The 26291-nt window shown below is 37.3% G+C and carries 19 protein-coding genes; 15 read left to right on the forward strand and 4 right to left on the reverse strand.

The genetic code is table 11. The features are described 5' to 3' along the window. Positions 1-138 precede the first annotated feature (138 nt). From ACFQ13_RS01320 to ACFQ13_RS01355, 8 genes are all read left to right on the forward strand, one after another. On the forward strand, positions 139-1911 hold the full coding sequence (locus ACFQ13_RS01320; RefSeq protein WP_386113287.1) for an AMP-dependent synthetase/ligase: 1773 nt from the start codon (positions 139-141) through the stop codon (positions 1909-1911). A 315-nt stretch (positions 1912-2226) separates the two neighbouring features. Then, the gene (locus tag ACFQ13_RS01325; RefSeq protein ID WP_114309954.1) at positions 2227-2682 is read left to right on the forward strand and encodes a MarR family winged helix-turn-helix transcriptional regulator; all 456 of its coding nucleotides are present in this window, start codon (positions 2227-2229) and stop codon (positions 2680-2682) included. 1 nt (position 2683) lies between these two features. Further along, positions 2684-5092: a 3-hydroxyacyl-CoA dehydrogenase/enoyl-CoA hydratase family protein gene (locus ACFQ13_RS01330; RefSeq protein ID WP_386113288.1), complete on the forward strand. Its 2409-nt coding sequence runs from the start codon at positions 2684-2686 to the stop codon at positions 5090-5092. Between the two features lie 105 nt (positions 5093-5197). Beyond that, a complete protein-coding gene (locus tag ACFQ13_RS01335) occupies positions 5198-6388 on the forward strand; it encodes an acetyl-CoA C-acyltransferase (RefSeq protein ID WP_386113289.1) in 1191 nt (396 codons plus the stop codon). A 46-nt stretch (positions 6389-6434) separates the two neighbouring features. Continuing rightward, the gene (locus ACFQ13_RS01340) at positions 6435-6791 is read left to right on the forward strand and encodes a four helix bundle protein (RefSeq protein ID WP_386113290.1); all 357 of its coding nucleotides are present in this window, start codon (positions 6435-6437) and stop codon (positions 6789-6791) included. Between the two features lie 37 nt (positions 6792-6828). Beyond that, positions 6829-8637 (forward strand): acyl-CoA dehydrogenase family protein, encoded by a 1809-nt coding sequence (locus tag ACFQ13_RS01345; RefSeq protein ID WP_386113291.1) that lies wholly within the window; start codon positions 6829-6831, stop codon positions 8635-8637. Positions 8638-8839: 202 nt separating this feature from the next. Further along, positions 8840-9097: a DUF6265 family protein gene (locus ACFQ13_RS01350; protein WP_386113400.1), complete on the forward strand. Its 258-nt coding sequence runs from the start codon at positions 8840-8842 to the stop codon at positions 9095-9097. A gap of 2 nt (positions 9098-9099) precedes the next feature. Further along, the gene (locus tag ACFQ13_RS01355) at positions 9100-9897 is read left to right on the forward strand and encodes a sugar-binding protein (RefSeq protein ID WP_386113292.1); all 798 of its coding nucleotides are present in this window, start codon (positions 9100-9102) and stop codon (positions 9895-9897) included. On the opposite strand, the gene ACFQ13_RS01360 is transcribed toward ACFQ13_RS01355, so the two are convergent. Beyond that, positions 9898-11709 carry a glycoside hydrolase family 15 protein gene (locus ACFQ13_RS01360; RefSeq protein WP_386113293.1) on the reverse strand — a complete coding sequence of 604 codons (1812 nt, stop codon included), beginning with the start codon at positions 11707-11709 and terminating at the stop codon, positions 9898-9900. Between the two features lie 82 nt (positions 11710-11791). Between ACFQ13_RS01360 and ACFQ13_RS01365 the strand changes: the two genes are divergently transcribed. The 4 genes from ACFQ13_RS01365 to ACFQ13_RS01380 all read left to right on the forward strand — a co-directional run bounded on the left by ACFQ13_RS01365 (position 11792) and on the right by ACFQ13_RS01380 (position 17709). Beyond that, entirely contained in the window at positions 11792-13999 is a 2208-nt protein-coding gene (locus ACFQ13_RS01365) for a bifunctional alpha,alpha-trehalose-phosphate synthase (UDP-forming)/trehalose-phosphatase (RefSeq protein WP_386113294.1), read from the forward strand. Further along, a complete protein-coding gene (locus ACFQ13_RS01370) occupies positions 13992-15338 on the forward strand; it encodes a M28 family peptidase (RefSeq protein WP_386113295.1) in 1347 nt (448 codons plus the stop codon). The genes ACFQ13_RS01365 and ACFQ13_RS01370 overlap by 8 nt, the downstream gene beginning before the upstream one ends. 46 nt (positions 15339-15384) lie before the next feature. Further along, positions 15385-17031 (forward strand): M1 family metallopeptidase, encoded by a 1647-nt coding sequence (locus tag ACFQ13_RS01375; RefSeq protein WP_386113296.1) that lies wholly within the window; start codon positions 15385-15387, stop codon positions 17029-17031. 105 nt (positions 17032-17136) lie between these two features. Next, a complete protein-coding gene (locus ACFQ13_RS01380; protein WP_386113297.1) occupies positions 17137-17709 on the forward strand; it encodes a YdeI/OmpD-associated family protein in 573 nt (190 codons plus the stop codon). Positions 17710-17802: 93 nt separating this feature from the next. Here ACFQ13_RS01380 and ACFQ13_RS01385 read toward each other — a convergent pair whose 3' ends face one another. The 3 genes from ACFQ13_RS01385 to ACFQ13_RS01395 all read right to left on the reverse strand — a co-directional run bounded on the left by ACFQ13_RS01385 (position 17803) and on the right by ACFQ13_RS01395 (position 21358). Continuing rightward, positions 17803-19266 (reverse strand): magnesium chelatase, encoded by a 1464-nt coding sequence (locus ACFQ13_RS01385; protein WP_386113298.1) that lies wholly within the window; start codon positions 19264-19266, stop codon positions 17803-17805. Positions 19267-19374: 108 nt separating this feature from the next. Continuing rightward, on the reverse strand, positions 19375-20505 hold the full coding sequence (locus ACFQ13_RS01390; protein ID WP_386113299.1) for a vWA domain-containing protein: 1131 nt from the start codon (positions 20503-20505) through the stop codon (positions 19375-19377). 169 nt (positions 20506-20674) lie between these two features. Further along, positions 20675-21358: a Crp/Fnr family transcriptional regulator gene (locus ACFQ13_RS01395; protein ID WP_386113300.1), complete on the reverse strand. Its 684-nt coding sequence runs from the start codon at positions 21356-21358 to the stop codon at positions 20675-20677. 100 nt (positions 21359-21458) lie between these two features. Here ACFQ13_RS01395 and ACFQ13_RS01400 point away from each other — a divergent pair, with 100 nt between their 5' ends. The 3 genes from ACFQ13_RS01400 (at position 21459) to ccoN (ending at position 26291) form a co-directional block, all read left to right on the forward strand. Continuing rightward, positions 21459-23831, forward strand: a complete 2373-nt coding sequence (locus tag ACFQ13_RS01400) for a heavy metal translocating P-type ATPase (protein ID WP_386113301.1) — start codon at positions 21459-21461, stop codon at positions 23829-23831. A gap of 73 nt (positions 23832-23904) precedes the next feature. Beyond that, positions 23905-24093: a cbb3-type cytochrome oxidase assembly protein CcoS gene (gene ccoS / locus ACFQ13_RS01405; protein ID WP_114309969.1), complete on the forward strand. Its 189-nt coding sequence runs from the start codon at positions 23905-23907 to the stop codon at positions 24091-24093. Positions 24094-24098: 5 nt separating this feature from the next. Then, the gene (gene ccoN / locus ACFQ13_RS01410) at positions 24099-26291 is read left to right on the forward strand and encodes a cytochrome-c oxidase, cbb3-type subunit I (RefSeq protein ID WP_386113302.1); all 2193 of its coding nucleotides are present in this window, start codon (positions 24099-24101) and stop codon (positions 26289-26291) included.

Below are 26291 nucleotides of genomic sequence, written 5' to 3' on the forward strand. Positions count from 1 at the left end.
ATGCAAATCCTGAAATTTAAGGCTAGATATCCCAGTATAAATTCATAATTCTTAATTTATTCTTAGTCCCATTAGTGATTTTATATTCAATATTTTTATACTTTCGTAATATCTCTTACTAAATAAGCGTTGACAACTATGACTAAAGTAACTCGGCTTTTCGATTTTCCATACTATCAATTAAAGCACAAGCCTAACCCTAAATCTCTAGTTACCAAATACAATGGTGAATGGGTCGCGACATCGACGCAAGATTATATCAATAAATCTAATGCCGTCAGTAGAGCTTTACTGCGTTTGGGAATTAAAAAAGACGATAAGATCGCTGTAATTTCAACGAACAATCGTACAGAATGGAACATTATGGATATCGGTATTCTGCAGCTTGGTGCACAGAACATCCCGATTTATCCTACAATTTCTGCGGAAGATTATGAATACATTCTCAACCACAGTGAGTCTATTTATTGTTTCGTTTCTGACGAAGGTGTTTTAGAGAAAATTAAAAAAATTCAACATAAAACGAAGCTGAAGGAGGTGTACTCCTTTGACCATATAGACGGTTGCAAGCATTATTCTGAATTATTTGAATTAGGAAAAGATGAAAGCAATCAACCGGAAGTTGAAGCGCATAAAGATGCCGTACAACCCGATGATTTAGCGACCATTATTTATACCTCTGGAACCACGGGAAAACCTAAAGGCGTTATGCTATCGCATTGGAATATTACCAGTAACGCTTTAGACAGTTCGCCAAGAGTACCCATGAAACCAGGTGAAAATAGAATATTAAGTTTTTTACCCATTTGTCACGTTTTTGAACGCGTGCTCATTTACATTTATCAATATTCAGGCTTTTCTATCTATTTTGCGGAAGGCATCGATAAAATTGGTGATAATGCCAAAGAGGTAAAACCTCATTTAATGAGTGTAGTTCCTAGATTACTTGAAAAAGTTTTTGATAAAATTATGTTTAAAGGCGAAGAGCTCTCTGGAATTAAGAAAGCACTTTTCTTTTGGGCTGTAAAATTAGGAGGCGAATGGCAACCTTACCAAGCCAATGGCTGGTGGTACGAGTTTCAACTTAAAATCGCCAACAAAATTATCTTTAATAAATGGCGCGAAGCATTGGGTGGTGAATTAAGCACCATGGTTTCAGGAAGTGCTGCTTTACAACCGCGATTAGCAAAAGTTTTTGGGGCCGCAAAAATGCAGGTTATGGAAGGCTACGGTCTAACGGAGACTTCTCCTGTTGTTGCTGTGGGACTCTATAAGAACAACAATTATCGTGTTGGTACCGTTGGTAAACCTATTGATAACGTCGAGGTAAAAATTGCTGAAGATGGCGAAATTTTAGTTAAAGGTCCTAACGTGATGTTAGGCTACTATAAAGATCCTAAAAAAACAGCCGAAGTAATGTCTGACGGCTATTTCCATACCGGAGATAAAGGGATGATTGATGCCGACGGATTTTTACAAATTACCGGTCGTAAAAAAGAAATGTTTAAAACTTCGGGCGGTAAATATGTCATTCCACCACTCTTAGAAAATGACATGAAGCAATCGCATTTTATAGAGCAAATTATGGTCGTTGGTGAAGGTGAAAAAATGCCTGCAGCTTTAATTCAGCCTAATTTCGACTTTATACGCGATTGGATCGATATTAAAAAACACGATATAGGAAAAACCGATGCTGATATTGCGAGTTCTCCAATTGTGATTGAGCGTATTCAAAAAGAAATTGATAAATACAATCACCATTTTGGGAAATGGGAACAAATTAAACGTTTTGAACTCACCCCTGATATTTGGTCTATTGATGGAGGTCACCTTACCCCAACCTTAAAAATGAAACGTGCCATTATTAAAGACAAGTATCAAGATCTTTACGATAAAATTTACCGCTCTTAAGTCATAAGAAGGTTCTTATAAACCTTAATGAAGAAAATATAATGCCCTCTGAAAAACAACAGTCTGAGCATTATACATTTTATAAAATTTACGCCTTGTAAAGCCAAGTCCTGAGGACACTCATTATCTTGGCTTAAAAGGTGATAAAGCCCTAAAATTTGAGGCCACCTAAACCTCAGTTTTAAAGATTTAAAACCCTTACTAAATCTTTAAAAATAGGCACAGCCCTTCTCTCCCATTCTTTAACAAAATATTCTCTTAATTTACTATGCGTGCATAGTATTTTTTGTTATATTTGGGTATCAATATATTTTAATGAAAGATAAAACGATAGATTACATACTAAGAACCACTTGGTTAGCGGTTAATAAAATGTACAACGAAGAAGCTGCTAAATTTGACTCAACGATGGCTACAGGCTTTGCCTTACTTAGTATTGACCCCGAAAATGGCACCCCATCGACCTCTCTAGGGCCTAAAATGGGAATGGAAGCCACAAGTCTTTCCAGAACCTTAAAGACGATGGAAAAAAAAGGCTTAATAGAACGTCGTCCTAACCCTGAAGATGGACGTGGTGTTTTGATTTTTTTAACCGAATTTGGTTTAGAAAAAAGGAACTATTCTAAAGCTCGAGTTTTAACCTTTAATGAAACCATAAAAGCTAATGTTACCCCCGAGGAACTAGCCAACTTTCAGAAGGTTGCCGAAGTCATCAATAACATGATCTCTAACAAACAAATATACAACCAAAACGAACACATAATAAAGTAATATGAGCAAACGTAGAATTAATAAGATTGCAATTATCGGCTCCGGAATTATGGGAAGCGGTATTGCCTGTCATTTTGCCAATATTGGCGTTGATGTCTTACTCTTGGATATTGTGCCAAGAGCATTGAATGATAAAGAAAAAGCGAAAGGCTTAACCTTAGAAGATAAAGTGGTGAGAAACCGCTTAGTTAACGAGGCTTTAGCTGCGTCTATAAAATCGAAACCCGCACCGCTCTATCATCCTTCTTTTGCCAGCCGAATTACTACTGGAAATATCGAAGATGATATCGCAAAAGTGAAGGATGTAGATTGGATCATGGAAGTCGTTGTAGAACGCTTAGACATTAAACAACAAGTCTTTGAAACATTAGAAAAACATAGAACTCCAGGAACCCTGATTACCTCTAATACGTCAGGTATTCCTATTAAGTTTATGAGCGAAGGTCGTAGTGAAGATTTCCAGAAGCATTTCTGCGGAACACACTTCTTTAACCCCGCACGTTATTTAAAATTATTTGAGATTATTCCAGGTCCTAAAACAGATAACACAGTTTTAGAATTCTTAAATGACTATGGTGAAAAATTCTTAGGAAAAACTTCGGTTGTTGCTAAAGATACTCCTGCGTTTATAGGAAACCGTATTGGAATATTCAGTATTCAAAGTTTATTTCATACTGTAAAAGATTTAGACCTTACTATTGAAGAAGTAGACAAACTTACAGGACCTGTTATTGGTAGACCTAAATCGGCCACCTTCCGTACGGTAGATGTCGTTGGTTTAGATACTTTAGTACATGTAGCCAATGGTATTAGTGAAAATTGTCCTGATGACGAGCGTTTAGAGCTATTTCAACTCCCAGATTTTATCAATACCATGATGGAAAATAAGTGGTTGGGGAGTAAAACCGGTCAAGGATTTTATAAAAAGACCAAAAACGATAAAGGCAAAACTGAAATTCTTTCTTTAGACCTCAACACATTAGAATATAGAGAAAAGAAACGTGCCAAATTTGCAACTTTAGAACTTACGAAAACGATTGATAAAGTTGTAGACCGATTTAAAGTTTTAGTCAACGGAAAAGACAAAGCGGGAGAATTCTACAGAAAAAGCTTTGCCGCCTTATTTGCTTACGTTTCGCACCGTATTCCAGAAATTTCAGACGACTTATATAAGATTGATGATGCCATGAAAGCCGGATTCGGCTGGGAACATGGACCGTTTCAAATTTGGGATGCTATTGGCGTTTCCAAAGGAATTGAAATGATGAAAGCTGAAGGCTTAGAACCTAAAGCTTGGGTTGATGACATGTTAGCCTCTGGGCACGACAGTTTTTATACTGTAAAAGATGGTGCTAGCTATGCCTATGATATTCCAAAGAAATCACATACTAAAATACCAGGACAAGACAGTTTTATTATTCTAGATAACATTAGAAAAACAAACGAAGTCTTTAAAAACTCAGGTGTTGTTGTAGAAGATTTAGGCGATGGTATTCTTAATGTAGAATTTCAATCTAAAATGAATACGATTGGTGGTGATGTCCTTGCCGGTCTTAATAAAGCTATTGATTTAGCCGAAAAAGATTTTGCCGGTTTAGTCGTCGGTAACCAAGCTGCAAACTTCTCTGTAGGTGCTAACATCGGAATGATTTTTATGATGGCAGCAGAGCAAGAGTATGACGAATTGAATATGGCCATCAAGTATTTCCAAGATACCATGATGCGTATGCGCTACTCCTCTATTCCTACCATCGCTGCTCCTCATGGAATGGCTCTTGGTGGTGGATGTGAACTTTCTATGCATGCCGATAAAGTTGTTGCAGCGGCAGAAACCTATATTGGTTTAGTAGAATTTGGCGTTGGTGTTATCCCAGGTGGTGGGGGTTCTAAGGAAATGGCTTTAAGAGCATCTGATACCTTTAAGAAAGGGGACGTACAACTGAACACCCTTCAAGAGTATTTCTTAACAATAGGGATGGCTAAAGTAGCAACATCAGCTTATGAAGCTTTCGATTTTGGCATTCTTCAAAAAGGAAAAGATGTCGTTGTGGTAAACAAAGATCGTCAGATTGCTGTGGCCAAACAACACGCAATGCTCATGGCCAATATGGGCTATACCCAACCTGTAAAACGTAAAGACGTTAAGGTATTAGGAAAACAAGCCTTAGGGATGTTCTTAGTAGGAACCGATTCTATGGAAGACTCTAATTATATCAGTGAGCACGATAAGAAAATTGCGAATAAACTCGCTTATGTTATGGCTGGTGGTGATTTGTCTGAACCTACCTTAGTGAGCGAACAATATTTATTAGATCTAGAGCGTGAGGCCTTCTTAAGTTTATGTACTGAACGAAAAACTTTAGAACGTATTCAACACATGTTAACCAAAGGGAAACCGTTACGTAACTAGAAAAAAGAGTAAAGATTCTTAACGACAGTATTTAGAGACCGATCAGAAAGTTATTTTTCTCTTATCTATTTTCTTGAGTCTCTTCCAAAATTAAACAATAGAATTATGAAGACCGCATATATAGTAAAAGCATACAGAACCGCAGTTGGTAAAGCACCAAAAGGCGTGTTCCGTTTTAAAAGAACCGATGAATTAGCAGCGGAAACCATCAAATATATGATGAAAGAACTGCCTAATTTAGATCCGAAGCGTATTGACGATGTTATTGTTGGTAACGCTATGCCAGAAGGTTCTCAAGGATTAAATATGGCACGCCTCATCTCTTTAATGGGCTTAGATATCGTAGATGTCCCTGGAGTTACCGTCAATCGTTTTTGTTCCTCTGGAGTTGAAACTATCGGAATGGCTACAGCAAAAATACAGGCCGGAATGGCCGATTGTATCATTGCTGGTGGTGCCGAAAGCATGAGTGCCGTACCCATGACAGGATTTAAACCAGAACTTAACTACGATATTGTTAAGGCTGGCCATGAAGACTATTATTGGGGAATGGGAAACACAGCAGAAGCAGTAGCCAAACAGTTTAATGTCTCACGTGAAGATCAGGATGAATTTGCCTACAATTCGCATATGAAAGCCTTAAAAGCGCAAGCTGAAGATCGTTTTCAAGATCAAATTGTACCTATTGAAGTTGATGAAACTTATATCGATGCCAATGGTAAAAAAGCAACCAAATCCTATACCGTCACTAAAGATGAAGGTCCAAGAAAAGGCACCAATAAAGAAGCATTAGCCAAATTAAGAGCTGTATTTGCTGCTGGTGGAAGTGTTACGGCCGGAAACTCATCTCAAATGAGTGATGGTGCAGCATTTGTAATGGTGATGAGTGAAGACATGGTTAAAGAATTAGGTTTAGAACCTATTGCAAGAATGGTCAACTATGCGGCGGCTGGTGTAGAACCACGCATCATGGGAATTGGCCCTGTAAAAGCCATACCTAAGGCGTTAAAACAAGCCGGATTAAAACAAGACGATCTGGCACTTATTGAGCTTAACGAAGCCTTTGCCTCTCAATCCTTAGCCGTTATTAGGGAACTGAACCTCAACCCTGACATTATTAACGTCAACGGTGGAGCCATCGCCTTAGGTCACCCCTTAGGATGCACAGGAGCAAAACTATCCGTACAACTATTTGATGAAATGCGTAAACGCGACATGAAAGGGCAATATGGAGCCGTTACCATGTGTGTGGGTACAGGTCAAGGGGCTTGTGGGATATTTGAGTTTTTGAATTAGAAACAAGATTAAAAGAGTCAAGAACCAAGACAAAAGACTAAAAATCATGCATAATTTCAAGAAACTAAAAATTTGGAATGAAAGCATGGATTTGGTTTCCGAGTCTTATAAAATTACGAGAAGTTTTCCAAAATTTGAAACTTATGGATTAATAAGTCAGATGAATAGATGTGCCGTTTCTATTCCTTCAAATATAGCTGAAGGAACAAGTAAAAGTTCAAATAAACATTTTTCAAACTATTTAGAACATAGTTTAGGTTCTGCTTTTGAATGGGAAACACAACTGAATGTCGCTTTTAATGAAAGTTACATTTCAGAAGAAAAATTTAAAGAATTAGAACAAAGAATTAAACAAATACAGAAAATGATTTCAAGTTTCAAATCCGGACTTCAGTCGTCTTGATCCTTGGTTCATAGATCTAAATAAACTAAAAAAACATATGGCAACAGAAGAAAAAGATATCCTACGCGGAGGTCAATTCCTAGTAAAAGAAACAAATTGTGAAGATGTGTTTACTCCTGAAGATTTCTCAGAGGAACAAAACATGATGAAAGAATCCGTGATGGAATTCAACGATCGTGAAATTATTGCTCATAAAGCAAGATTTGAAGCTAAAGATTACGCTTTAACCGAAGAGGTGATGCGTAAAGCTGGTGAAATGGGCTTTTTAAGCGTTGCGGTCCCTGAAGCCTACGGCGGAATGGGTATGGGTTTTGTCTCTACAGTTTTAACCTGTGACTATATCTCTTCGGGTACAGGATCATTTAGTACGGCTTTTGGTGCTCATACAGGGATTGGTACAATGCCAATTACCTTATACGGTACCGAAGAACAAAAACAAAAATACGTTCCTAAATTAGCTTCTGGGGAATGGTTTGGAGCCTACTGTTTAACAGAACCTGGAGCCGGATCAGATGCCAATTCTGGTAAAACCACTGCTGAACTTTCAGCCGATGGCAAGTCGTACAAAATTAACGGACAGAAGATGTGGATCTCTAACGCGGGTTTCTGTAGTTTAATGATTGTTTTTGCACGTATTGAAGATGATAAAAACATTACCGGATTTATTGTAGAATACGATGATGAAAACCCAAATGGGATTACGTTAGGCGAAGAAGAACATAAATTAGGTATTCGTGCCTCTTCAACACGACAAGTATTTTTTAATGATACGGTTGTTCCTGTTGAAAACATGTTAGCCGGTCGTGGTGAAGGTTTTAAAATTGCCATGAACGCCCTTAATGTTGGCCGTATTAAATTGGCCGCCGCTTGTTTAGATTCGCAACGTCGCATCTTAACCACCGCAGTAGAATACGCTACCGAACGTAAACAATTTAAAACGCCTATTGCAGATTTTGGTGCTATTAAAACCAAGTTAGCAGAAATGGCCGCCAATGCCTACGCCGGTGAATCAGCGACTTATAGAGCAGCCAAAAATATTGAAGACCGCATTGCCATGCGTGAAGCAGCCGGAAATACGCATCAAGAAGCAGAATTAAAAGGTGTTGAAGAATATGCCATTGAATGTTCAATTTTAAAAGTTGCCGTCTCAGAAGATGTACAAGCTTCTGCTGATGAAGGGATCCAAATATTTGGAGGAATGGGCTTCTCTGAAGACACCCCAATGGAAGCCGCCTGGAGAGATGCAAGAATTGCAAGAATCTACGAAGGAACAAACGAAATTAACCGTATGCTTTGTGTAGGCATGTTGGTAAAGAAAGCCATGAAAGGTCATGTAGACTTGTTAGGTCCTGCACAAAAAGTACAAGAAGAACTCATGGGAATCCCTTCTTTTGAAACTCCGGATTATTCCGAATTATTTTCAGAAGAAAAGGCCATGATTGCCAAACTAAAAAAAGCCTTCTTAATGGTTGCGGGTGGAGCTGTTCAAAAATTTGGACCTCAGCTTGAAGAGCACCAACAACTCTTAATTGCGGCTGCAGATATCTTAATTGAAATCTATATGGCAGAATCAGCCATCTTAAGAACAGAGAAAAATGCGAAGCGCTTTGGTGAAGATACGCAATCTGCACAAATCGCCATGGCTAAATTATACTTATACCACGCCGTAGATATCGTTGAGGAAAAAGGAAAAGAAAGTATCATTTCTTTTGCTGAAGGTGATGAGCAACGTATGATGTTAATGGGACTTAAACGTTTCACAAAATACACGAACTATCCTGATATTGTAGACTTACGTATTGAGATCGCAGAAAAAGTAAAAGCAGAAAAGAAATACTGTTTTTAGTAATTTTAAGTTAAGTTAAGTTAAGTTCAAAAAGCCAATGCTTCCCTTCCATGATTAGGGTTAGCATTGGCTTTTTTTAGTTTATAAATGAAACTTTTAGTCTTCCATTATTAAGGCTTTATATATCATATTAGCAATGTCCGTTTATCCATTCGGGTTGGTAACGATTCCATAATCTTTAACATTCGTTAAATAACAAGTCATCTTTTATGAAATTGAAGTGATCCGAGAAGTCGAAAATTCTTTAATGCTTCAACTAAAACATTTTAGTTCTGATTTAACAGGTTGGAAATCCATAGAAGAGACCGTAAATTTTCCTTTAAAAGAAATTACAGAAAATAAAGTTACTTTTGAGGGCATGACTTTTGAAAAAGTTTCTGCTAATGAAATCACTATCGACGTCGCAATTAAAAATAAAAACCAAACGGTAGATCCCGTAAAATTTAATTACAACAACTAACCATGACCAAAGCCGCTTACCTCCTACTCCTTTTAACGCTAGTTTTTAATTGTAAAAATGAATCGAAAACAGCGGAAACAGATACAAATAAAGAAACGACTCAACCAACTCAAAAAATAGCAACGTCTAAAACTGAAAAGCAATTACGACACGTGTATAAAGCTAAAGATACCATTGTTATAGATGCTGTTGCTAACGATTCTGCATGGGCAAAAAGCAGCTGGTACGCTATAGACCAAGTATGGTTAGGCGATTCCCTATCAAAAGAAGATTATTCGGGCCGTTTTAAATTAAGCTGGTCTGATGAGGCACTTTACGTTTTAGCCGAAATTAAAGACGATACCTTAATCGATACAATTGAAGATCCATTAGAACGATGGTGGGATGACGACTGCTTAGAAATTTTTGTTGATGAAGATAATAGCGGTGGCGAACACCAATACAACCATAATGCCTTTGCTTATCATATTGCTTTAGACGGGAATGTTGCGGATATGTCTACTGAAAAAATCGGGAAACTTTACAATTCTCATGTAGAATCTAAAAATAGAACTATAGGCAACACGACAATTTGGGAAGTAAAAATGGCCTTATATGACGATTCTTATAACGATAAGGGCACAAATACCCCAGTGGCACTAAGTGCAGACAAAAAAATAGGCTTTGCCATTGCCTACTGTGACAATGACAAAAGCCTAGAACGTGAGCACTTTATTGGCTCTATTCCTGTAGAAGGTGAAGATAAAAACAGAGGATGGATTGATGCTAATATCTTCGGAACACTTCTTTTAAAAGATTAATTAATGTTTCGTTCTTATGATTGTTTTTACGCGCTCTTCTGCCGTAGTTACATTAGATAAGTTAATTGCAGTTTCAATTAAGGCCAAATGTGAATAGGCTTGTGGGAAATTCCCAAGTAAGCGTTTGGTCTTAAAATCAATATCCTCACTAAATAAACCTAAGTGATTACTGTAAGACAGGAGTTTTTCAAATTGCTCGGTGGCCTTTTGCTCTTCGCCTATTTTATATAAACTGTTTATAAACCAAAACGTACAAATGGTAAATGAAGATGATGGTAAACCAAAATCATCCTTCGTTTTATAGCGGTATAACAATCCTTCGTAGCATAATTCGCGCTCAATAGCTTTTACCGTACTCACAAATTTTGGATGTTTAGCGTCTATAAAACCGTAAGATTCCATGAGTAACACAGAAGCATCTAAATCTTCAGTATGGTAAGCCTGTGTAAAGGCCTGCGCCTTTTCATTCCAAGCATTATCCATAATATCTTGTCTAATATCTTGTTCTAAAGCTTCCCACTTGGCTATTTTAGACGTTTTCCCTAATAATTGAGCCACTTTTAAAGCTTTATCAACCGCGGTCCAACATAATACTTTAGAAAATGTAAAGTGCTGATCGCCTTCTCTAAACTCCCAAATTCCCTTATCAGGTTCTCTCCAGTGCTTACTCACCACCCAAACAATTCCTTTAGTCATGGTCCATAACTCTTCACCATTGTCAATATCATTACTAAAATTGACTAATAACTGATGAATTACATCCATTAATATTCCGTAGATATCGTTCTGCTTTTGCATATACGCGGCATTACCAACGCGTACAGGGCTGGAGTTTTTATAACCTGAAAGATGGTCTAAGGATTCTTCTGTTAATTTTTTCTCCCCACTGATGCCATACATAATCTGTAGTTTTTCATCCTTATCAGGCATGAGGTCAATAATAAACTGAAGATAACGTCTCGCTATATTTTTATGACCTAGTTGCGACATCACTTTAATCACCATAGAGGCATCTCTAATCCAACAGAACCTATAATCCCAATTTCTAACTTCACCAATCGTTTCTGGTAAAGACGTTGTTGCTGCGGCTAAAACGGCACCTGTTTTATCATAACTCAGTAACTTTAAAGTCATGGCACTACGCGAAATTTGTTCATTAAATTTCTTATACGTTGGGGTGCGTTCTAACCAATTTAACCAATAAACCTTTGTACGTTCATATTCTAAACTTGCATATTTTAAATGCGGTACAAATAACTTTTCATTATAACCAACAAGGAAGAAATGGTCAGATTCTAGCGTTATGGTTTCAGCATTAATCACCGCCGTCTTATCGAGATCGGTATATAAAAATAGCGTATCGTAAGTATCCTCGTTATTTAAACTAACAATAAAATCGTCTTTAACATAAGTAGACGTTACTCCTTTGGCATATTCTAATTTAGGATCATAAGCCACTTTTAGTTGTGGCGCTCCAGAGATATATTTAAGGTATCTAATAAATTCTGGAGGAGAATGGTAATCGCCATTGGGTTTATGATATCTCGGCATAAAGTCAATCACCTCAAAGACATCATTGCCTTTAGTAAAGCGCGTCACTAAAATGGCCGTATTTTCTTGATAAAACTGATCAGTGGTATAGCCCTCGTCTACGTCAAATCCAAAGCTTCCCCCAATGTTATCATCTAATAACTTTGCGAATACAGATGCAGAATCAAATTTAGGCAAACAACACCAATCAATAGACGCTTCTTTGGATATTAAAGCGGCACTTCTACAATTTCCTATAATTCCGTAATCTAAATTATTCATTAATTTTTTGATTTAAAATGATGATAAAAATTCTAATTTCTTTAAATTAACGAAAATCTTGAAAACCATCCAAAATATTATCATGAATAAAACAATAATAGTTTCTAACAGACTCCCATTACAAATATCAATTGAAGAAGACAAACTAAACGTAACTCCCAGTGTTGGAGGACTTGCCACAGGAATGAAGTCCGTTCATGCCGATGGAAATGGCGTTTGGGTGGGATGGTCTGGTATTACTGATGAAGATTTAGATGAAGACTTAAAACCTAAAGTCAATGAAAAAATTGAAAACGCTAAATGTAAAGCGGTCGGACTTACAGAAGCCGATGTTGAAGATTTTTATTTAGGATTCAGTAATCGTACCCTATGGCCATTATTTCATTACTTCTTAGAATATACCAAATTTGAAACCGAACAATGGGACGCCTATAAACGGGTTAATGAAAAATTTGCTGAAGTGGTATTAGAGACCATAGAAGAAGGCGATACGGTTTGGGTTCACGATTACCAATTACTCCTCTTACCGCAACTTATAAAGGACAAGAGACCAGATGTTACTATAGGATTCTTTTTACATATCCCCTTTCCTTCTTATGAGATTTTTAGAACCTTCCCATGGCGTCAAGAACTCCTAACCGGAATGTTGGGTGCCGATTTAATAGGGTTCCATACCTACGATTACGAACGTCATTTCTTAAGTTCTGTAAAACGTATTTTACGTCTCGATGTTAATTTTAATGAAATAACTTATCACGATAGAATTGTAAAAGTAGATTCGTTCCCAATGGGTATTGACTACGGAAAATTCTCTAATGCCGCATTAGCGCATGATAATCCGGACACTAAAAAATCAGAATTACAAAAACGTTTGGATACCCACCTTAATGAAGGCGATGATCAAAAATTCATTTTAAGTATTGATCGTTTAGATTACACCAAAGGAATTCCAAATCGTTTACGAGCTTTTGAGCATTTTCTAAACACCTATCCACAATATAAGGAGAAAGTAAGATTGGTTATGCTTGCCGTACCTTCACGATCTAATGTGCCGCAATACCAAAAGCTAAAACGTGAAACCGATGAATTAGTGGGCCGTATTAATGGTGAGTTTTCTACGGTGAGTTGGACACCAATTTGGTATTTCTACAGATCCTTACCTTTTGAAAACCTTATCGACCTCTACACCTCATCAGACATTGCCTTAATTACCCCTGTGAGAGATGGTATGAATTTAGTCGCCAAAGAATATGTAGCAACACGTACCAAACAAGATGGTGTTCTTATTTTAAGTGAAATGGCCGGTGCGGCAAAAGAAATGAACGAAGCTATTTTGATCAATCCTAATAGCCTTGAAGATTTTGCCACGGCATTAGATAAAGCTTTAACAATGCCTTTAGAGGAACAGCAAAGCCGAATGAAAATCTTACAAAAACGCCTTAAAAGGTATGATGTTGAGAAATGGGCTGAAGAATTCTTTAAAACCTTAGAAGCAACCAACCAAATTCAAGAAGTTGCTGTGTCTAAAAAGTTAAATGACACGGAAGAAGCTAATATTGTAGAACAGTTTAAAAACGCTAAAAACCGACTCGTTCTTTTAGATTATGACGGTACTTTGGTGGGCTTTAAAGATAATCCGCAAGATGCAAAACCAGATGCCAAACTGTTTAACTTATTAGACAAGTTTGAAAACCAAGATAACACAAGGTTATGTTTAATTAGCGGTAGAGATAAAGCAACCTTTGAAGATTGGTACGCTAAAAAAGATTACGACTTAATTACCGACCACGGTGTTTGGATGCGCGAACATAAAGAATGGACGCCTTTAGAAATTCTGAAAACGGAATGGATGGCCAACATTAAACCTATTCTTGAAACTTTTGTAGACCGAACGCCAGGAACTTTTATTGAAGAAAAAGAATACTCTTTAGCGTGGCATTACCGTACCGCAGACCCTGAATTGGCACAAATCCGTACCTTAGAAATTAATACCGTCCTTACCAGTATGGTTGCCAATAATGAACTATCAGTATTACAAGGGAATAAAGTTATTGAGATAAAAAGTAGTAATGTTAACAAAGGAAGAGCGACTACTCAACTGTTACGAAAAGAAGATTACGATTTTATTTTAATTATGGGCGATGATTGGACCGATGAATACATGTTTGAAGCGGCTCCAGAATTAGCAACAACCATTAAAGTTGGCTATGTAAAAACAAAAGCTAAGTATCAAATTAAAGGCCCTGAAGAAGTAAGACAACTCTTAGAAAAATTAACTTTAGATGCATAAACCATTATTAGTTCTAACCTTAGCTTTAGGTTTAAATTTAGGCGCTCAAACCGATCCTAAAATTTATAACATCATTGATGCGGTATCAGAACAACGTCTTGAAAAAGACATCAAAACTCTTGCTGATTTTGGAACTCGACATACACTGAGCGATACCGTTTCTAATACTAGAGGTATTGGGGCGGCCCGCCGTTGGATAAAATCGGAATTCGATAATATCTCCAAAGATTGTAACGATTGCTTGGACGTCTTTTATCAAAACAATTTTGTTGAAAAAGGTCGTAACCAACGTATCGTTAAAGACGTTAATGTCGTTAACGTCGTTGCAATACAACGTGGTACTACCTACCCTAATCGTTATATTATAATGAGTGGGGATATTGACTCTAGAGTGACAAACCCTAACGATTATACCTCCGATGCTCCGGGTGCCAATGACAATGCCACAGGAATGGCAGGTGCTATGGAAGCCGCCCGAGTGCTCTCAAAATATCAGTTTGAAAATAGCATTATTTATGTGGGACTTTCAGGTGAAGAGCAAGGTTTATTTGGCGGACAAGGTTTAGCCGCTTACGCTAAGGAACAGCAATGGGAAATTATCGGAGTTTTAAATAACGATATGATTGGAAATATTTCAGGCGTAGATGGGGTTATAGACAATAGAACATTCAGAATTTTTTCTGAACCCATAACCACAGCAGAAACCGATCCAGAACGATTAGCGCAACAAGCCACGGCAAGACGCTTTTATGGTGGTGAAGTGGATGGCGTATCGCGTCAATTAGCACGTTATGTTTATAAAACAACAAAAACCTATATGCCAGAAATGAACCCTATGCTCGTTTACCGATTAGATCGTTTTGGGCGTGGTGGTCATCATAGACCTTTTAACGATGCGGGTTTTCCGGGACTGAGAATTATGGAAGCTCATGAAAACTATACACAGCAACACCAAGATCTTCGTTTTGAAAATGGTATAGCCTACGGAGATACCTTCGAGCATGTTAATATTCCTTATTGTAAAAAATTAACGACGGTAAATGCGATTACTATGGCAAGTTTAGCTTCTGCCCCACCTTCACCAAAAACAGTTAGTATTGGCGGTATTGTAGAAGCGTCAGCAAAATTAAAATGGTCTAAAGTTGAAGGTGCTAAGGGTTATAAAATTTACTGGAGAGCAACTACCTCGCCAACCTGGGATCACAGCCGTTATGTAGAAGATGTTACTGAGTTTACCTTAGACGGTATTGTTATTGATAACTCCTTCTTTGGTGTGGCCGCAGTGGCTGAAGACGGACATGAAAGTGTCGTTGTATTCCCAAATAAAATTTTAAGATAAAACGGAACCTCAAGCCTTACTATTGATTTAACCTTATAACCTTGTTATGAAACCCTTTGCATATATACTTTTTACTTTATTGTTTGTTTCACTAGGACACAGTCAAGGACTGTTAACTGAAAAAAACACGTTTACACATCAAGACACTCTAAGAGGTAGTATTACACCTGAACGCGAATGGTGGGATTTAACCTATTACCATCTTGATGTTGAAGTGCAACCTGCAACAAAATTTATTTCAGGAAAAAACAGCATTCAATATAAGGTTTTAAAACCCTATCAGGTCCTACAAATTGATTTACAAGCACCTTTAGAAATCACTAAAGTCCTTCAAGATGGTAAAGTATTACCTGTTAAAAAAGATGGTAATGCCCACTTTATTACATTAGAGCGACCTCAAAACACAGGGGATATAAACACTTTAGACGTTTTTTATAAAGGACATCCTAAAGAAGCAAAACGTGCCCCTTGGGATGGAGGCTTTTCTTGGAAAAAAGATCATAATGGCAAAGATTTTATCGCTACCTCTTGTCAAGGTTTGGGTGCTAGTGTTTGGTGGCCAAATAAGGATCATATGTACGACGAGGTTGATAGTATGCTTATAAGTGTTACCAACCCTAAAGGGCTTACCAATGTTTCTAACGGCCGCTTACGAAAACTTGTAGATAACGGTGATACGGTAACCTCTCATTGGTTTGTAAATAATCCGATTAATAACTACGGGGTGAACATCAATATTGGAGATTATGCCAACTTCTCTGAAGTTTACAAAGGTAAAAAAGGTGATTTAGACATGAATTACTATGTCTTAAAAGAGCATTTAGAGATGGCCAAAGTACACTTTAAAGATGCGCCTAAAATGATGGAAGCTTTTGAGTATTGGTTTGGACCATATCCTTTTTATGAAGATAGTTTTAAGCTGGTGGAAGTGCCTTATTTAGGCATGGAACACCAAAGCTCTGTAACCTATGGTAATCAGTATAAAAAAGGCTATTTGGGTAGAGATTTATCCGGAACAGGTTGGGGATTAAAATTTGATTTTATTATTATTCATGAAGCTGGACACGAATGGTTTGCTAACAATATCACCAATAAAGACATTGCTGACATGTGGATTCATGAAGCGTTTACCTCCTATTCTGAAAACCTCTTCTTAGACTATTACTACGGTAAAGAAGCTGCAGCAGATTATGTGATTGGAACCCGCAGGAATATTCAAAATGATCGCCCTTTAATTGGTGTGTATAATGTTAATCATGAAGGTTCTAGTGATATGTATTATAAAGGTGAAAATTTACTACACACCTTACGTCAATTAGTAGAAGATGATGATAAATGGCGCCAAATCTTACGAGGATTAAACTCGGAGTTCTATCACCAAACCGTGACCACGCAACAAATTGAAGATTATTTAAGTGAACAAACCGGCATCGATTTAACAGCCTTTTTCAATCAGTATTTAAGAACAACAAAAATCCCTACTTTAGAATATGAAATAAAAAAGGGAACCTTAAAGTATCGTTGGACAGCCATTGTTGATGGTTTTGACATGCCTATAAAAGTTCTTATTGGCGATAAAGAACAATGGATTTATCCTAAATCAGAATGGAAATCGCTAACCATAAAGTCGAGTACAACACCATTGGTTATTGATCGAAATTTCTATGTTAATTCAAAAGAAATAAAAAAATAACTTCAAAGTTGACTTCAGCTAGACAACGCACTCAACTGAATTCAGTAAGACTAAAAAAACCGACAGGTCTAAAATAAAAGATTCCCGCTTTCTCGGGACCTAAGCATGGAATTACCTGAATTATATTTTGAATCTGACACAGAATGGCGTGCATGGTTACACGACAATCATGCTACGGCTAAAGGCTTGTATTTAATTTTCTATAAAGTTAATCACGAAAAGAAATCAATGCGATGGGAAGAAGCCGTTAAAGTGGCGCTTTGCTATGGTTGGATTGATGCTACGGTAAAAAGTTTAGGCGAAGGAAAACGCCGGCAGTACTTTTGCCCTCGGAAACCAAAAAGCGTTTGGAGTGCCGTAAACAAAAACTACGTTGTAGCGCTGCAACAAAACAATTTAATGCATTCTAGTGGTCTTAAAGCTATAACTCTTGCTAAAGCTAATGGCAGCTGGACAGCTTTAGATGATGTAGAGCAAGGTGTGATTCCTGATAATCTTCAGCGTGCTTTTGATAAAAACAAAAACGCTTACTCCAATTTTAACAAGTTTGCTCCGAGTTACAAAAAAGGATATCTCTATTGGCTTAACCAAGCCAAACGTGAGGATACCAAACAAAAAAGAATCGCAGAGATTATAAAACTCTGCGATGCTAATATTAAAACTCGTGGTAATCGATAGGTTTACATCAATAGATTAAAAAAAAGTAAAACCTATTGCCTTATGTCCTTATAGTCTTCTCCTCAAGACTGGTTTTCAACCTAATTCTATACGCTATAAGCCACTGATATAATTTCCGTAAGGATCTTGAAACTGCATTCCTTTAGAATAACGGTATTTACTCAGTTTTTTATACTGTGTTAATCCCCATAGAATAAATTCTTTTTCAAAATAAACATCCTTCGGATCTATTTCGGGTTGGTAATCTGCAATAAGGGCATCTAGAGGAGTAACTTCATCTAATTTAGCCTTATACGTTGCATCATCAAATTCATTTAATAATTCGAAACCATTACTGTTGAAAAACCAAGAAATAAGATCGTCATAAGGGGTTTCTTCGCCATGCTTTTCAAGCTTTTCTACTTTAGGAAAATAGTTTGGGAACAACGTTTTCACCGCCGCTTCCATTAAGGCATTGGCCACAAAATCGGCACCTTCCTGCTCGCCTTCATAAACCAATTCTACTTTCCCTGTAATGGCCGGAATAACACCAATAAAATCCGCTAAACGCACCGTAGTTTCATTGTCTCCGGCGAGCAAGGCACGACGTTCTGCCGTACTTAAAAGGTTTTCAAAAGCGGTAATACTCATACGCGCACTAACCCCACTTTTAACATCTACATACTCACTTTCTCTCGCTTCAAAACTAATCTGCTCCAACAAATCTTTAGCCAATTCTGGCACATAAACCGATTCTGATTGTCGGGTATCTAATTGGGCTTCTTGAGCGGTAATGGTTCGGGCCGTTTCTACATTCCCTGGATAATGTGTTAAGATCTGAGAGCCTATCCGATCTTTTAAAGGCGTTACAATACTACCTCTATTGGTATAATCTTCAGGATTAGCCGTAAAGACAAATTGCATATCTAAGGCTAAACGCAACTTAAAACCGCGAATCTGAATATCGCCTTCTTGCAGAATATTAAATAACGCTACTTGAATACGGGCTTGCAAATCAGGCAATTCGTTAATCACAAAAATACAACGGTTCGCACGTGGAATCATACCGTAGTGAATAACACGATCATCAGCATAACTTAATTTTAAATTGGCCGCTTTTATAGGATCAACATCTCCTATAAGGTCGGCAACCGTGACATCTGGTGTTGCTAGTTTTTCTGCAAAACGATCCTCTCTAGGCAACCAAGTAATAGGTGTTTCATCGCCTTTTTCGGCAATTAATTCTACGGCATATCTAGAGATTGGCGCCAAAGGGTCATCATTAATCTCTGAACCTTCCACAACAGGAATATAAGCGTCTAAAAGTTGTACCATCATTCGCGCTAAACGGGTTTTTGCCTGTCCTCTTAATCCTAATAAGTTAATATTATGACGCGATAAAATAGCACGCTCTAACTCTGGAATTACCGTATTCTCATAGCCATGAATTCCTTGAAAGGTGGTTTTCTTCTGTTTTATATTTTCAATTAAATTATCTCTTAATTCGTCTTTAATAGACTTTGATTGATAACCTGAGGCCTTTAATGCCCCTAATGTTTTTATAGCTTCTTTTTTCATATCTATTTTTATTGAGAAGAGCTCTTAGAAAATAGCCATATCTCCCTTCTGTTCTCTTTATTCTCTGTTCTCTTTTTTCTTTTTTCTTATTATCGTTCGTCTTCCGACCTAGCCATTAATTCTTTTCTTTCTATTATTTTCATAATCCTCAAAAATCATTTCTCCTAAGCCTTTCAATCCCGTATAAAAGGCTTTTCCTCTATTGGCTTGGGTAAATGCCCTAACAAATTGCATTAAATACGGATCTTCAGCAATCATAAAGGTTGTAATCGGAATATGTAAACGTCTTGCTTGTTGGGCCATGCCGTAACATTTATTGGTAATATAAGGATCTAGTCCATTACTGTTCTTATAATACTGTCCGTCTGGCAAGCGTAAACAACTGGGCTTACCGTCTGTGATCATAAAAATTTGCTTATTGGTATTCCGTTTCCGTCTTAGCATATCCATAGCGAGTTGCAAGCCCGCAACCGTATTGGTATGGTAAGGTCCCACTTTTAAATACGGCAAGTCTTTAATTTTTATAGGCCAAGCATCGTTTCCGAAAACTAAAATTTCTAAGGTGTCTTTAGGATAACGCGTGGTAATCATTTCGGCTAAAGCCATAGCCACTTTTTTGGCCGGCGTAATACGGTCCTCGCCATAGAGAATCATACTATGACTAATATCAATCATCAGTACGGTACTCATTTGGCTTTTATGAAGGGTTTCTTCTACCACTAAATCATCTTCCGTTAAACTAAAATCACCGAGACCATTATTAATTTGCGCATTCCGAAGACTTTCGGTCATGGAGACCTTGTCTAATCCATCTCCAAATTGGTAGGGTCTAAAATCGCCGGTGTGTTCATCACCTAAACCGATGCCCTTGCTTTTATGATTACCAGAACCACTACTTTTTATTTTACCGAAAATATGATCTAAAGCTTGTTGCCGTATGGCACGTTCCGTTTTTGCTGTAATGGTGATGCCGCTGTTTCCTGTGCCGTCCGGATCAATCTCTTCTTGGATGTAACCTTTACGTTTTAAATCTTCAATAAAATCATCAATCGTATACTCTGGAGTGGTTAATTTATATTCTATATCAAGCTGACGTAGCCAGTCTATAGCCTCATCAAAGTCTCCTGAGGTATGCGTAATTAATTCCTTAAAAATTTCAAAAAGTTTATCGAAAGGCGATTGATACGGGGCTTCATACGATTTAAAGACAAAGCCCGATTTGTTTAGTTTTTCTTTCATAGCGTTATAAAAATAACACTTTTCACGTTCCTAGTAAGACGTGTTAACATCAATTTAGAAGTTGATGCTCTTGATTTCTGTAAATAAGGGCAGTTCTAATGTTGAAGAAACGGGCTTTCACATTAAAAAGAGGCAGAATACAGCCCTAAAAACAACGCAGTATCGTAGATTACTCCACGCGTCTTAATCCGTCGAAATCTACAATTTTAACATGCTTTCCGGTGGTTGCGATTAAGCCATCTTTTTTAAATTGCGATAGAATACGAATAGCAGATTCTGTAGCGGTACCCACTAAACTGGCATAGTCTTCTCTAGACAGTACCACACTTACATAACCCTCTTCATCCTTATCAAAAGTTTCATGTAAATAGGTTAAAACATCTGCGAGACGGCGTTTTACAGATTTCTGCGCCATATCTACAATAATATTATCAGCAACACGAAGTTCGCGCCCCATATCTTGTAACATATCTAAGGAAAAGCTCGCATTTTTGGCCAAATCATGAAGAACTTCATTCTTAGGAATAAAACACACTTCCATTTCATTTACAGCAGTGGCCGTTAAATTAGAGACTTCGTCGGTGACTAAGGAGCGTTGCCCAATTAAATCGCCCCTAACTACCAATTTAACAATTTGGTCTTTACCGTTAGCACTAAGTTTAGACATTTTACAAACCCCACTTTTCACACAATACACGCCATTAATATTGTCGCCTTCTTTAAAAAGAACTTCGCCTTTTTTTATGTATTTTGAAGTCTTACAGCCGGAAATCCGAATTAAATCATCTTTCTCTAAGGCTCTTAAAGAATTAAACTGTTTAATAATGCATTGGTCACACTTACTCATCGTCATAATAGATAGAAGTCAAAGTTATGGAAAACATGACAATTATCATAGGGATTAGATCTTAGTTTATAGACTTTTGTGCCGGTATAAATGAGCAAATAATAAAATGGAAAACAAAACTTGTTTTCACTGTGGAGATGACTGTGGACATCATCCAATAACATTTCAAGATAAATCATTCTGTTGTCAGGGATGCAAAACCGTTTTCGAGATTTTTAATGAAAACGATCTTACTTGTTATTATGATCTACAAAAATCACCTGGTGCGGTTCCTAAAGAAATTGAAGGTAAATATGATTTTCTTACCCAAGAAAACATCATTGATAAACTCACGGAATTTAGAGACGATACCTTAGAGATTGCAACCCTTTATATTCCGCACATCCATTGTAGTTCTTGTATTTGGATCTTAGAAAACCTCAACAAATTAGATCCTAACATCACCGGATCGCAGGTCAACTTTGGCAAAAAAACGGTTAGAGTTACCTATAAAAACACCACCAACTTAAAATCTGTAGTCTTACTGTTAAGCGCTATTGGTTATGAACCCTACATTAGTTTAGATGATTTTAGTGCTGGTAAAAAGGAAATTAACCGTTCGCTTATTTATAAATTAGGCGTGGCTGGTTTTGGGTTTGGAAATATTATGTTTCTATCCTTTCCGGAGTACTTTGAGGTGAATGAGTTTTGGCTAGAACAGTACAAACCGCTGTTTCGCTGGCTCATGTTTGCGCTCTCTTTACCTATCGTATTTTACTCCGCACAAGATTATTTCATTTCGGCTTATAAAGGCCTAAAAGCAAAAATCTTAAACATAGACATTCCTATAGTTTTAGGGATTACTGTTTTATTTGTAAGGAGTACGATTGAAATTACTTGGGACTTAGGTTCTGGCTTTTTTGATAGCTTGGCCGGCCTTATTTTCTTCTTACTCACAGGAAAGTTTTTTCAACAAAAAACCTATGATTTCTTATCCTTTGAACGCGATTATAAGTCCTATTTCCCTATTGCCATCACTAAAATTAATCATGAAGGCGATGAAGAAACCATTCAGGTTTATGATATTAAAAAAGGCGATCGCATTCTAATACGAAACGAAGAATTGATTCCTGTAGACGGCATCCTTATTAATGGAAACGCAAAAATTGACTATAGTTTTGTTACCGGAGAATCGCAGACCTTACGCAAACACTCTGGAGATAAATTATTTGCTGGCGGTAAACAAACCCAAGGCGTTATTGAAATGGAAGCCCTTAAATCGGTAGAACAAAGTTACCTCACGCAACTTTGGAGTAATGATGTTTTTAATAAAGATAAGGAAGAAGGTTTTACAAACATTACCAACAAAATTAGCAAACACTTCACGCTAGCTATTTTAACCATATCGCTGATTGCTACGAGCTATTGGTTATTTAGAGACCCAAGTAAGGCGATGAATGTTTTTACTGCGGTTTTAATTATAGCCTGCCCTTGTGCCATTGCACTTTCCGCCCCTTTTACCTTTGGAAATCTTTTAAGGCTCTTCGGAAAACATAAGTTTTACGTTAAAAATGCCAGTGTTATAGAGAAACTCGCGCATATTAATACCATTATTTTTGACAAGACGGGTACCATTACTTCTAATAGAAAAAGCCATGCGAAATACGCGGGAACGGAACTTTCTGAGGAAGAACATCAGGTATTAAAAAGTTCGTTACGTGGATCTAACCATCCGCTAAGCCGTACGCTCTACAGCATTTTAAAGGCCAATAATATTGAAACCTTAGATACGTTTGAAGAGCATATTGGAAAAGGTATTGTTGCACAACACAAGGCTCTGAACATGAAGATTGGCTCTGCCAGTTTTGTGGGGAATCCGGAAGAGCGTTCGGTATTAAACACTACAGTGCATGTTAGTAGTAATAATGTTTATAAAGGGAAATTCACCTTTTATAACAGTTACCGTAAAGGTGTTTCTAAACTTTTTAACACCCTCAAAAAGCATTATGATTTGGTGATACTCTCGGGAGATAATGAAGGTGAACGCGAAAACCTAAAAAAATTACTTCCTGCAAAAACCAAACTTATTTTTAATCAAAAACCGGAGGACAAGTTAGAGTTTATAAAATACCACCAAACGGAAGGCGCCAAAATTATAATGATTGGAGATGGCTTAAATGATGCTGGTGCCTTAGCCCAGAGTGATGTTGGTATTGCGCTATCGGAAGACGTTAATGTCTTCTCCCCAGCTTGTGATGCTATTTTAGATGCTACAAAATTTAATACGTTGTATCAATTTATTAAAGCTTCTAAATCCGCTATAAAAATCATTCAATGGAGCTTTGTTCTGTCCTTCATCTATAATGTTGTAGGACTTTACTTTGCCGTTACAGGACAATTAGAACCGGTAGTGGCTGCAATTTTAATGCCCTTAAGCTCAATTAGTATTGTGATATTCACCACAATTACCACTAATTTTTTAGGAAAGAAATTGAAATAAATAGGCCAATATGATATTTATCATGTTTTTAAACCGGCATCAATACTAATTTTGGGCCGTAACTTCAGTAGGTATGAGTGTTATTTATATATTATTAACCATAAGCATTATTGTGGCTATCGGATTTTTTATTGCTTTTATCCTCGCGGTAAAAAGCGGACAATTTGATGACAGCTACACCCCATCGGTGCGCATGCTTTTTGAAGACGAACTGGTCAAAGAAAAACCAAAATCAACAAATAAAACCACTAAGACTAATTAATTATTATGGAAGTACAACAATTCTATTACGATAATAAAATCGTTAAAAATTTCCTTTATGCCACCATTTTTTGGGGTGTAGTAGGTATGGCTGTAGGATTACTACTCGCATTTATGTTTGTGTTCCCCAACCTTACCGATGGCATCTCATGGCTAAGTTTTGGGAGGTTAAGACCTTTACACACCAACGCTGTTATTTTTGCATTTGTTGGTAACGCTATTTTTGCAGGGGTCTATTATTCCACACAACGTTTATTAAAAGCCCGTATGTTTAACGACACCTTAAGTCAAATTAACTTTTGGGGTTGGCAAGCAATTATTGTGGCAGCGGCAATTACCTTACCTTTAGGGTATACCTCATCTAAAGAATATGCCGAATTAGAGTGGCCTATAGATATTGCCATTACTTTAGTTTGGGTCGTTTTTGGTTGGAACCTTATCGGAACCATCTTAAAACGTCGTCAGCGTCACCTATACGTTGCCATTTGGTTTTACCTCGCTACGTTTGTTACGGTTGCTGTTCTTCATATTTTTAATAGTTTAGAACTTCCTGTGAGTGGCATGAAAAGTTACTCAGTTTACGCTGGGGTTCAAGATGCTTTAGTGCAGTGGTGGTACGGACACAATGCGGTGGCCTTTTTCTTAACCACACCATTTTTAGGATTAATGTATTACTTTGTTCCTAAAGCGGCCAATAGACCGGTATACTCTTACCGCCTATCTATTATTCACTTTTGGTCTTTAATCTTTATATACATTTGGGCAGGACCGCATCACTTATTATATACAGCCTTACCAGAATGGGCGCAAAACCTAGGGGTTGCTTTTTCTGTAATGTTATTAATGCCATCTTGGGGTGGTATGATCAACGGACTTCTTACACTCCGTGGTGCATGGGATAAAGTTCGTACGGATCCGGTTTTAAAATTTATGGTTGTGGCCCTTACCGGTTACGGTATGGCAACTTTTGAAGGCCCTTTACTCTCTTTAAAAAATGTAAATGCCATTGGTCACTTTACAGATTGGATTATTGCACACGTACACGTTGGAGCCTTAGCTTGGAACGGTTTCTTAACCTTTGGTATGGTGTACTGGTTAATCCCAAGACTATTTAAAACTAAATTATTCTCTACTAAATTAGCGAATGCACATTTCTGGATTGGGACCTTAGGAATTATCTTCTATGCCTTACCATTATACGTGGCTGGTTTCACCCAAGCGAGTATGTGGAAACAATTTAATCCAGACGGTACCTTAAAATACGGTAACTTCTTAGAAACGGTAACCGAAATTATGCCAATGTACTGGATGCGTGCTATTGGAGGAACCCTTTATATTATTGGTATGCTTATCTTACTTTATAATGTTGTTGCCACAATTCAAAAATCTAAGGTTAGTGTTGAAGATGAATTAGCTGAAGCTCCTGCATTACAACGTGTTTCTAAACACAGAGTTGCTGGTGAAGGATGGCATAGTGTATTAGAACGTAAGCCTATTAAACTGACTATTTTTGCAACCATCGCTATATTAATTGGTGGAATTGTTCAAATTGTCCCTACGATTTTAGTGAAATCAAACATCCCTACTTTAACCAGTGTAAAACCGTATACACCTTTAGAGTTAGAAGGGCGTGATATTTACATTCGAGAAGGTTGTGTGGGTTGTCACTCTCAAATGATTCGTCCTTTTAGAAGTGAAGTAGAACGTTATGGCGAATACTCTAAGGCCGGAGAATATGTTTACGATCATCCATTCTTATGGGGAAGTAAACGTACCGGACCAGATTTACACCGTATTGGTGGCAAGTATTCAGACAACTGGCACCTTAACCACATGTACGATCCACAAAGTACCTCATCTGGTTCTATAATGCCATCTTATAAATGGTTGGTAAAAAATGAATTAGATAAGACGCAAACCGAAGCTAAAATGCGCGGTATGGTGAAACTCGGTGTGCCTTATACTGAAGAAGATATTGCCAATGCACAACAGCAAATGACCGCTCAGGGTACAAAGATTGAGAAAAACTTATATGCTGATCCTGATTTTGAAGCGACGTATGAAGCTGATAAACAAAACGGAGGACCTGATTTTGTAGAAATGCGTAATCGCGAAATTGTAGCCTTAATCGCCTATTTACAACGTTTAGGAACAGATATTAAAGTGCAAGACATTGCTCCTGAAACCGCTAAAAATTAA

The sequence above is a fragment of the Winogradskyella rapida genome (assembly GCF_042675845.1).
Classification (GTDB): Bacteria; Bacteroidota; Bacteroidia; order Flavobacteriales; family Flavobacteriaceae; genus Winogradskyella; species Winogradskyella rapida.

Coding starts and splice junctions, on each gene's coding strand:
- ACFQ13_RS01360 (WP_386113293.1), bottom strand. CDS start 11,709: ATGAATAATTTAGATTACGGAATTATAGGAAATTGTAGAAGTGCCGCT.
- ACFQ13_RS01395 (WP_386113300.1), bottom strand. CDS start 21,358: ATGACGATGAGTAAGTGTGACCAATGCATTATTAAACAGTTTAATTCT.
- ccoS (WP_114309969.1), top strand. CDS start 23,905: ATGAGTGTTATTTATATATTATTAACCATAAGCATTATTGTGGCTATC.
- ACFQ13_RS01380 (WP_386113297.1), top strand. CDS start 17,137: ATGGAATTACCTGAATTATATTTTGAATCTGACACAGAATGGCGTGCA.
- ACFQ13_RS01400 (WP_386113301.1), top strand. CDS start 21,459: ATGGAAAACAAAACTTGTTTTCACTGTGGAGATGACTGTGGACATCAT.
- ACFQ13_RS01375 (WP_386113296.1), top strand. CDS start 15,385: ATGAAACCCTTTGCATATATACTTTTTACTTTATTGTTTGTTTCACTA.
- ACFQ13_RS01340 (WP_386113290.1), top strand. CDS start 6,435: ATGCATAATTTCAAGAAACTAAAAATTTGGAATGAAAGCATGGATTTG.
- ACFQ13_RS01370 (WP_386113295.1), top strand. CDS start 13,992: ATGCATAAACCATTATTAGTTCTAACCTTAGCTTTAGGTTTAAATTTA.
- ACFQ13_RS01330 (WP_386113288.1), top strand. CDS start 2,684: ATGAGCAAACGTAGAATTAATAAGATTGCAATTATCGGCTCCGGAATT.
- ACFQ13_RS01345 (WP_386113291.1), top strand. CDS start 6,829: ATGGCAACAGAAGAAAAAGATATCCTACGCGGAGGTCAATTCCTAGTA.
- ACFQ13_RS01325 (WP_114309954.1), top strand. CDS start 2,227: ATGAAAGATAAAACGATAGATTACATACTAAGAACCACTTGGTTAGCG.
- ACFQ13_RS01365 (WP_386113294.1), top strand. CDS start 11,792: ATGAATAAAACAATAATAGTTTCTAACAGACTCCCATTACAAATATCA.
- ACFQ13_RS01390 (WP_386113299.1), bottom strand. CDS start 20,505: ATGAAAGAAAAACTAAACAAATCGGGCTTTGTCTTTAAATCGTATGAA.
- ACFQ13_RS01320 (WP_386113287.1), top strand. CDS start 139: ATGACTAAAGTAACTCGGCTTTTCGATTTTCCATACTATCAATTAAAG.
- ACFQ13_RS01385 (WP_386113298.1), bottom strand. CDS start 19,266: ATGAAAAAAGAAGCTATAAAAACATTAGGGGCATTAAAGGCCTCAGGT.
- ACFQ13_RS01355 (WP_386113292.1), top strand. CDS start 9,100: ATGACCAAAGCCGCTTACCTCCTACTCCTTTTAACGCTAGTTTTTAAT.
- ccoN (WP_386113302.1), top strand. CDS start 24,099: ATGGAAGTACAACAATTCTATTACGATAATAAAATCGTTAAAAATTTC.
- ACFQ13_RS01335 (WP_386113289.1), top strand. CDS start 5,198: ATGAAGACCGCATATATAGTAAAAGCATACAGAACCGCAGTTGGTAAA.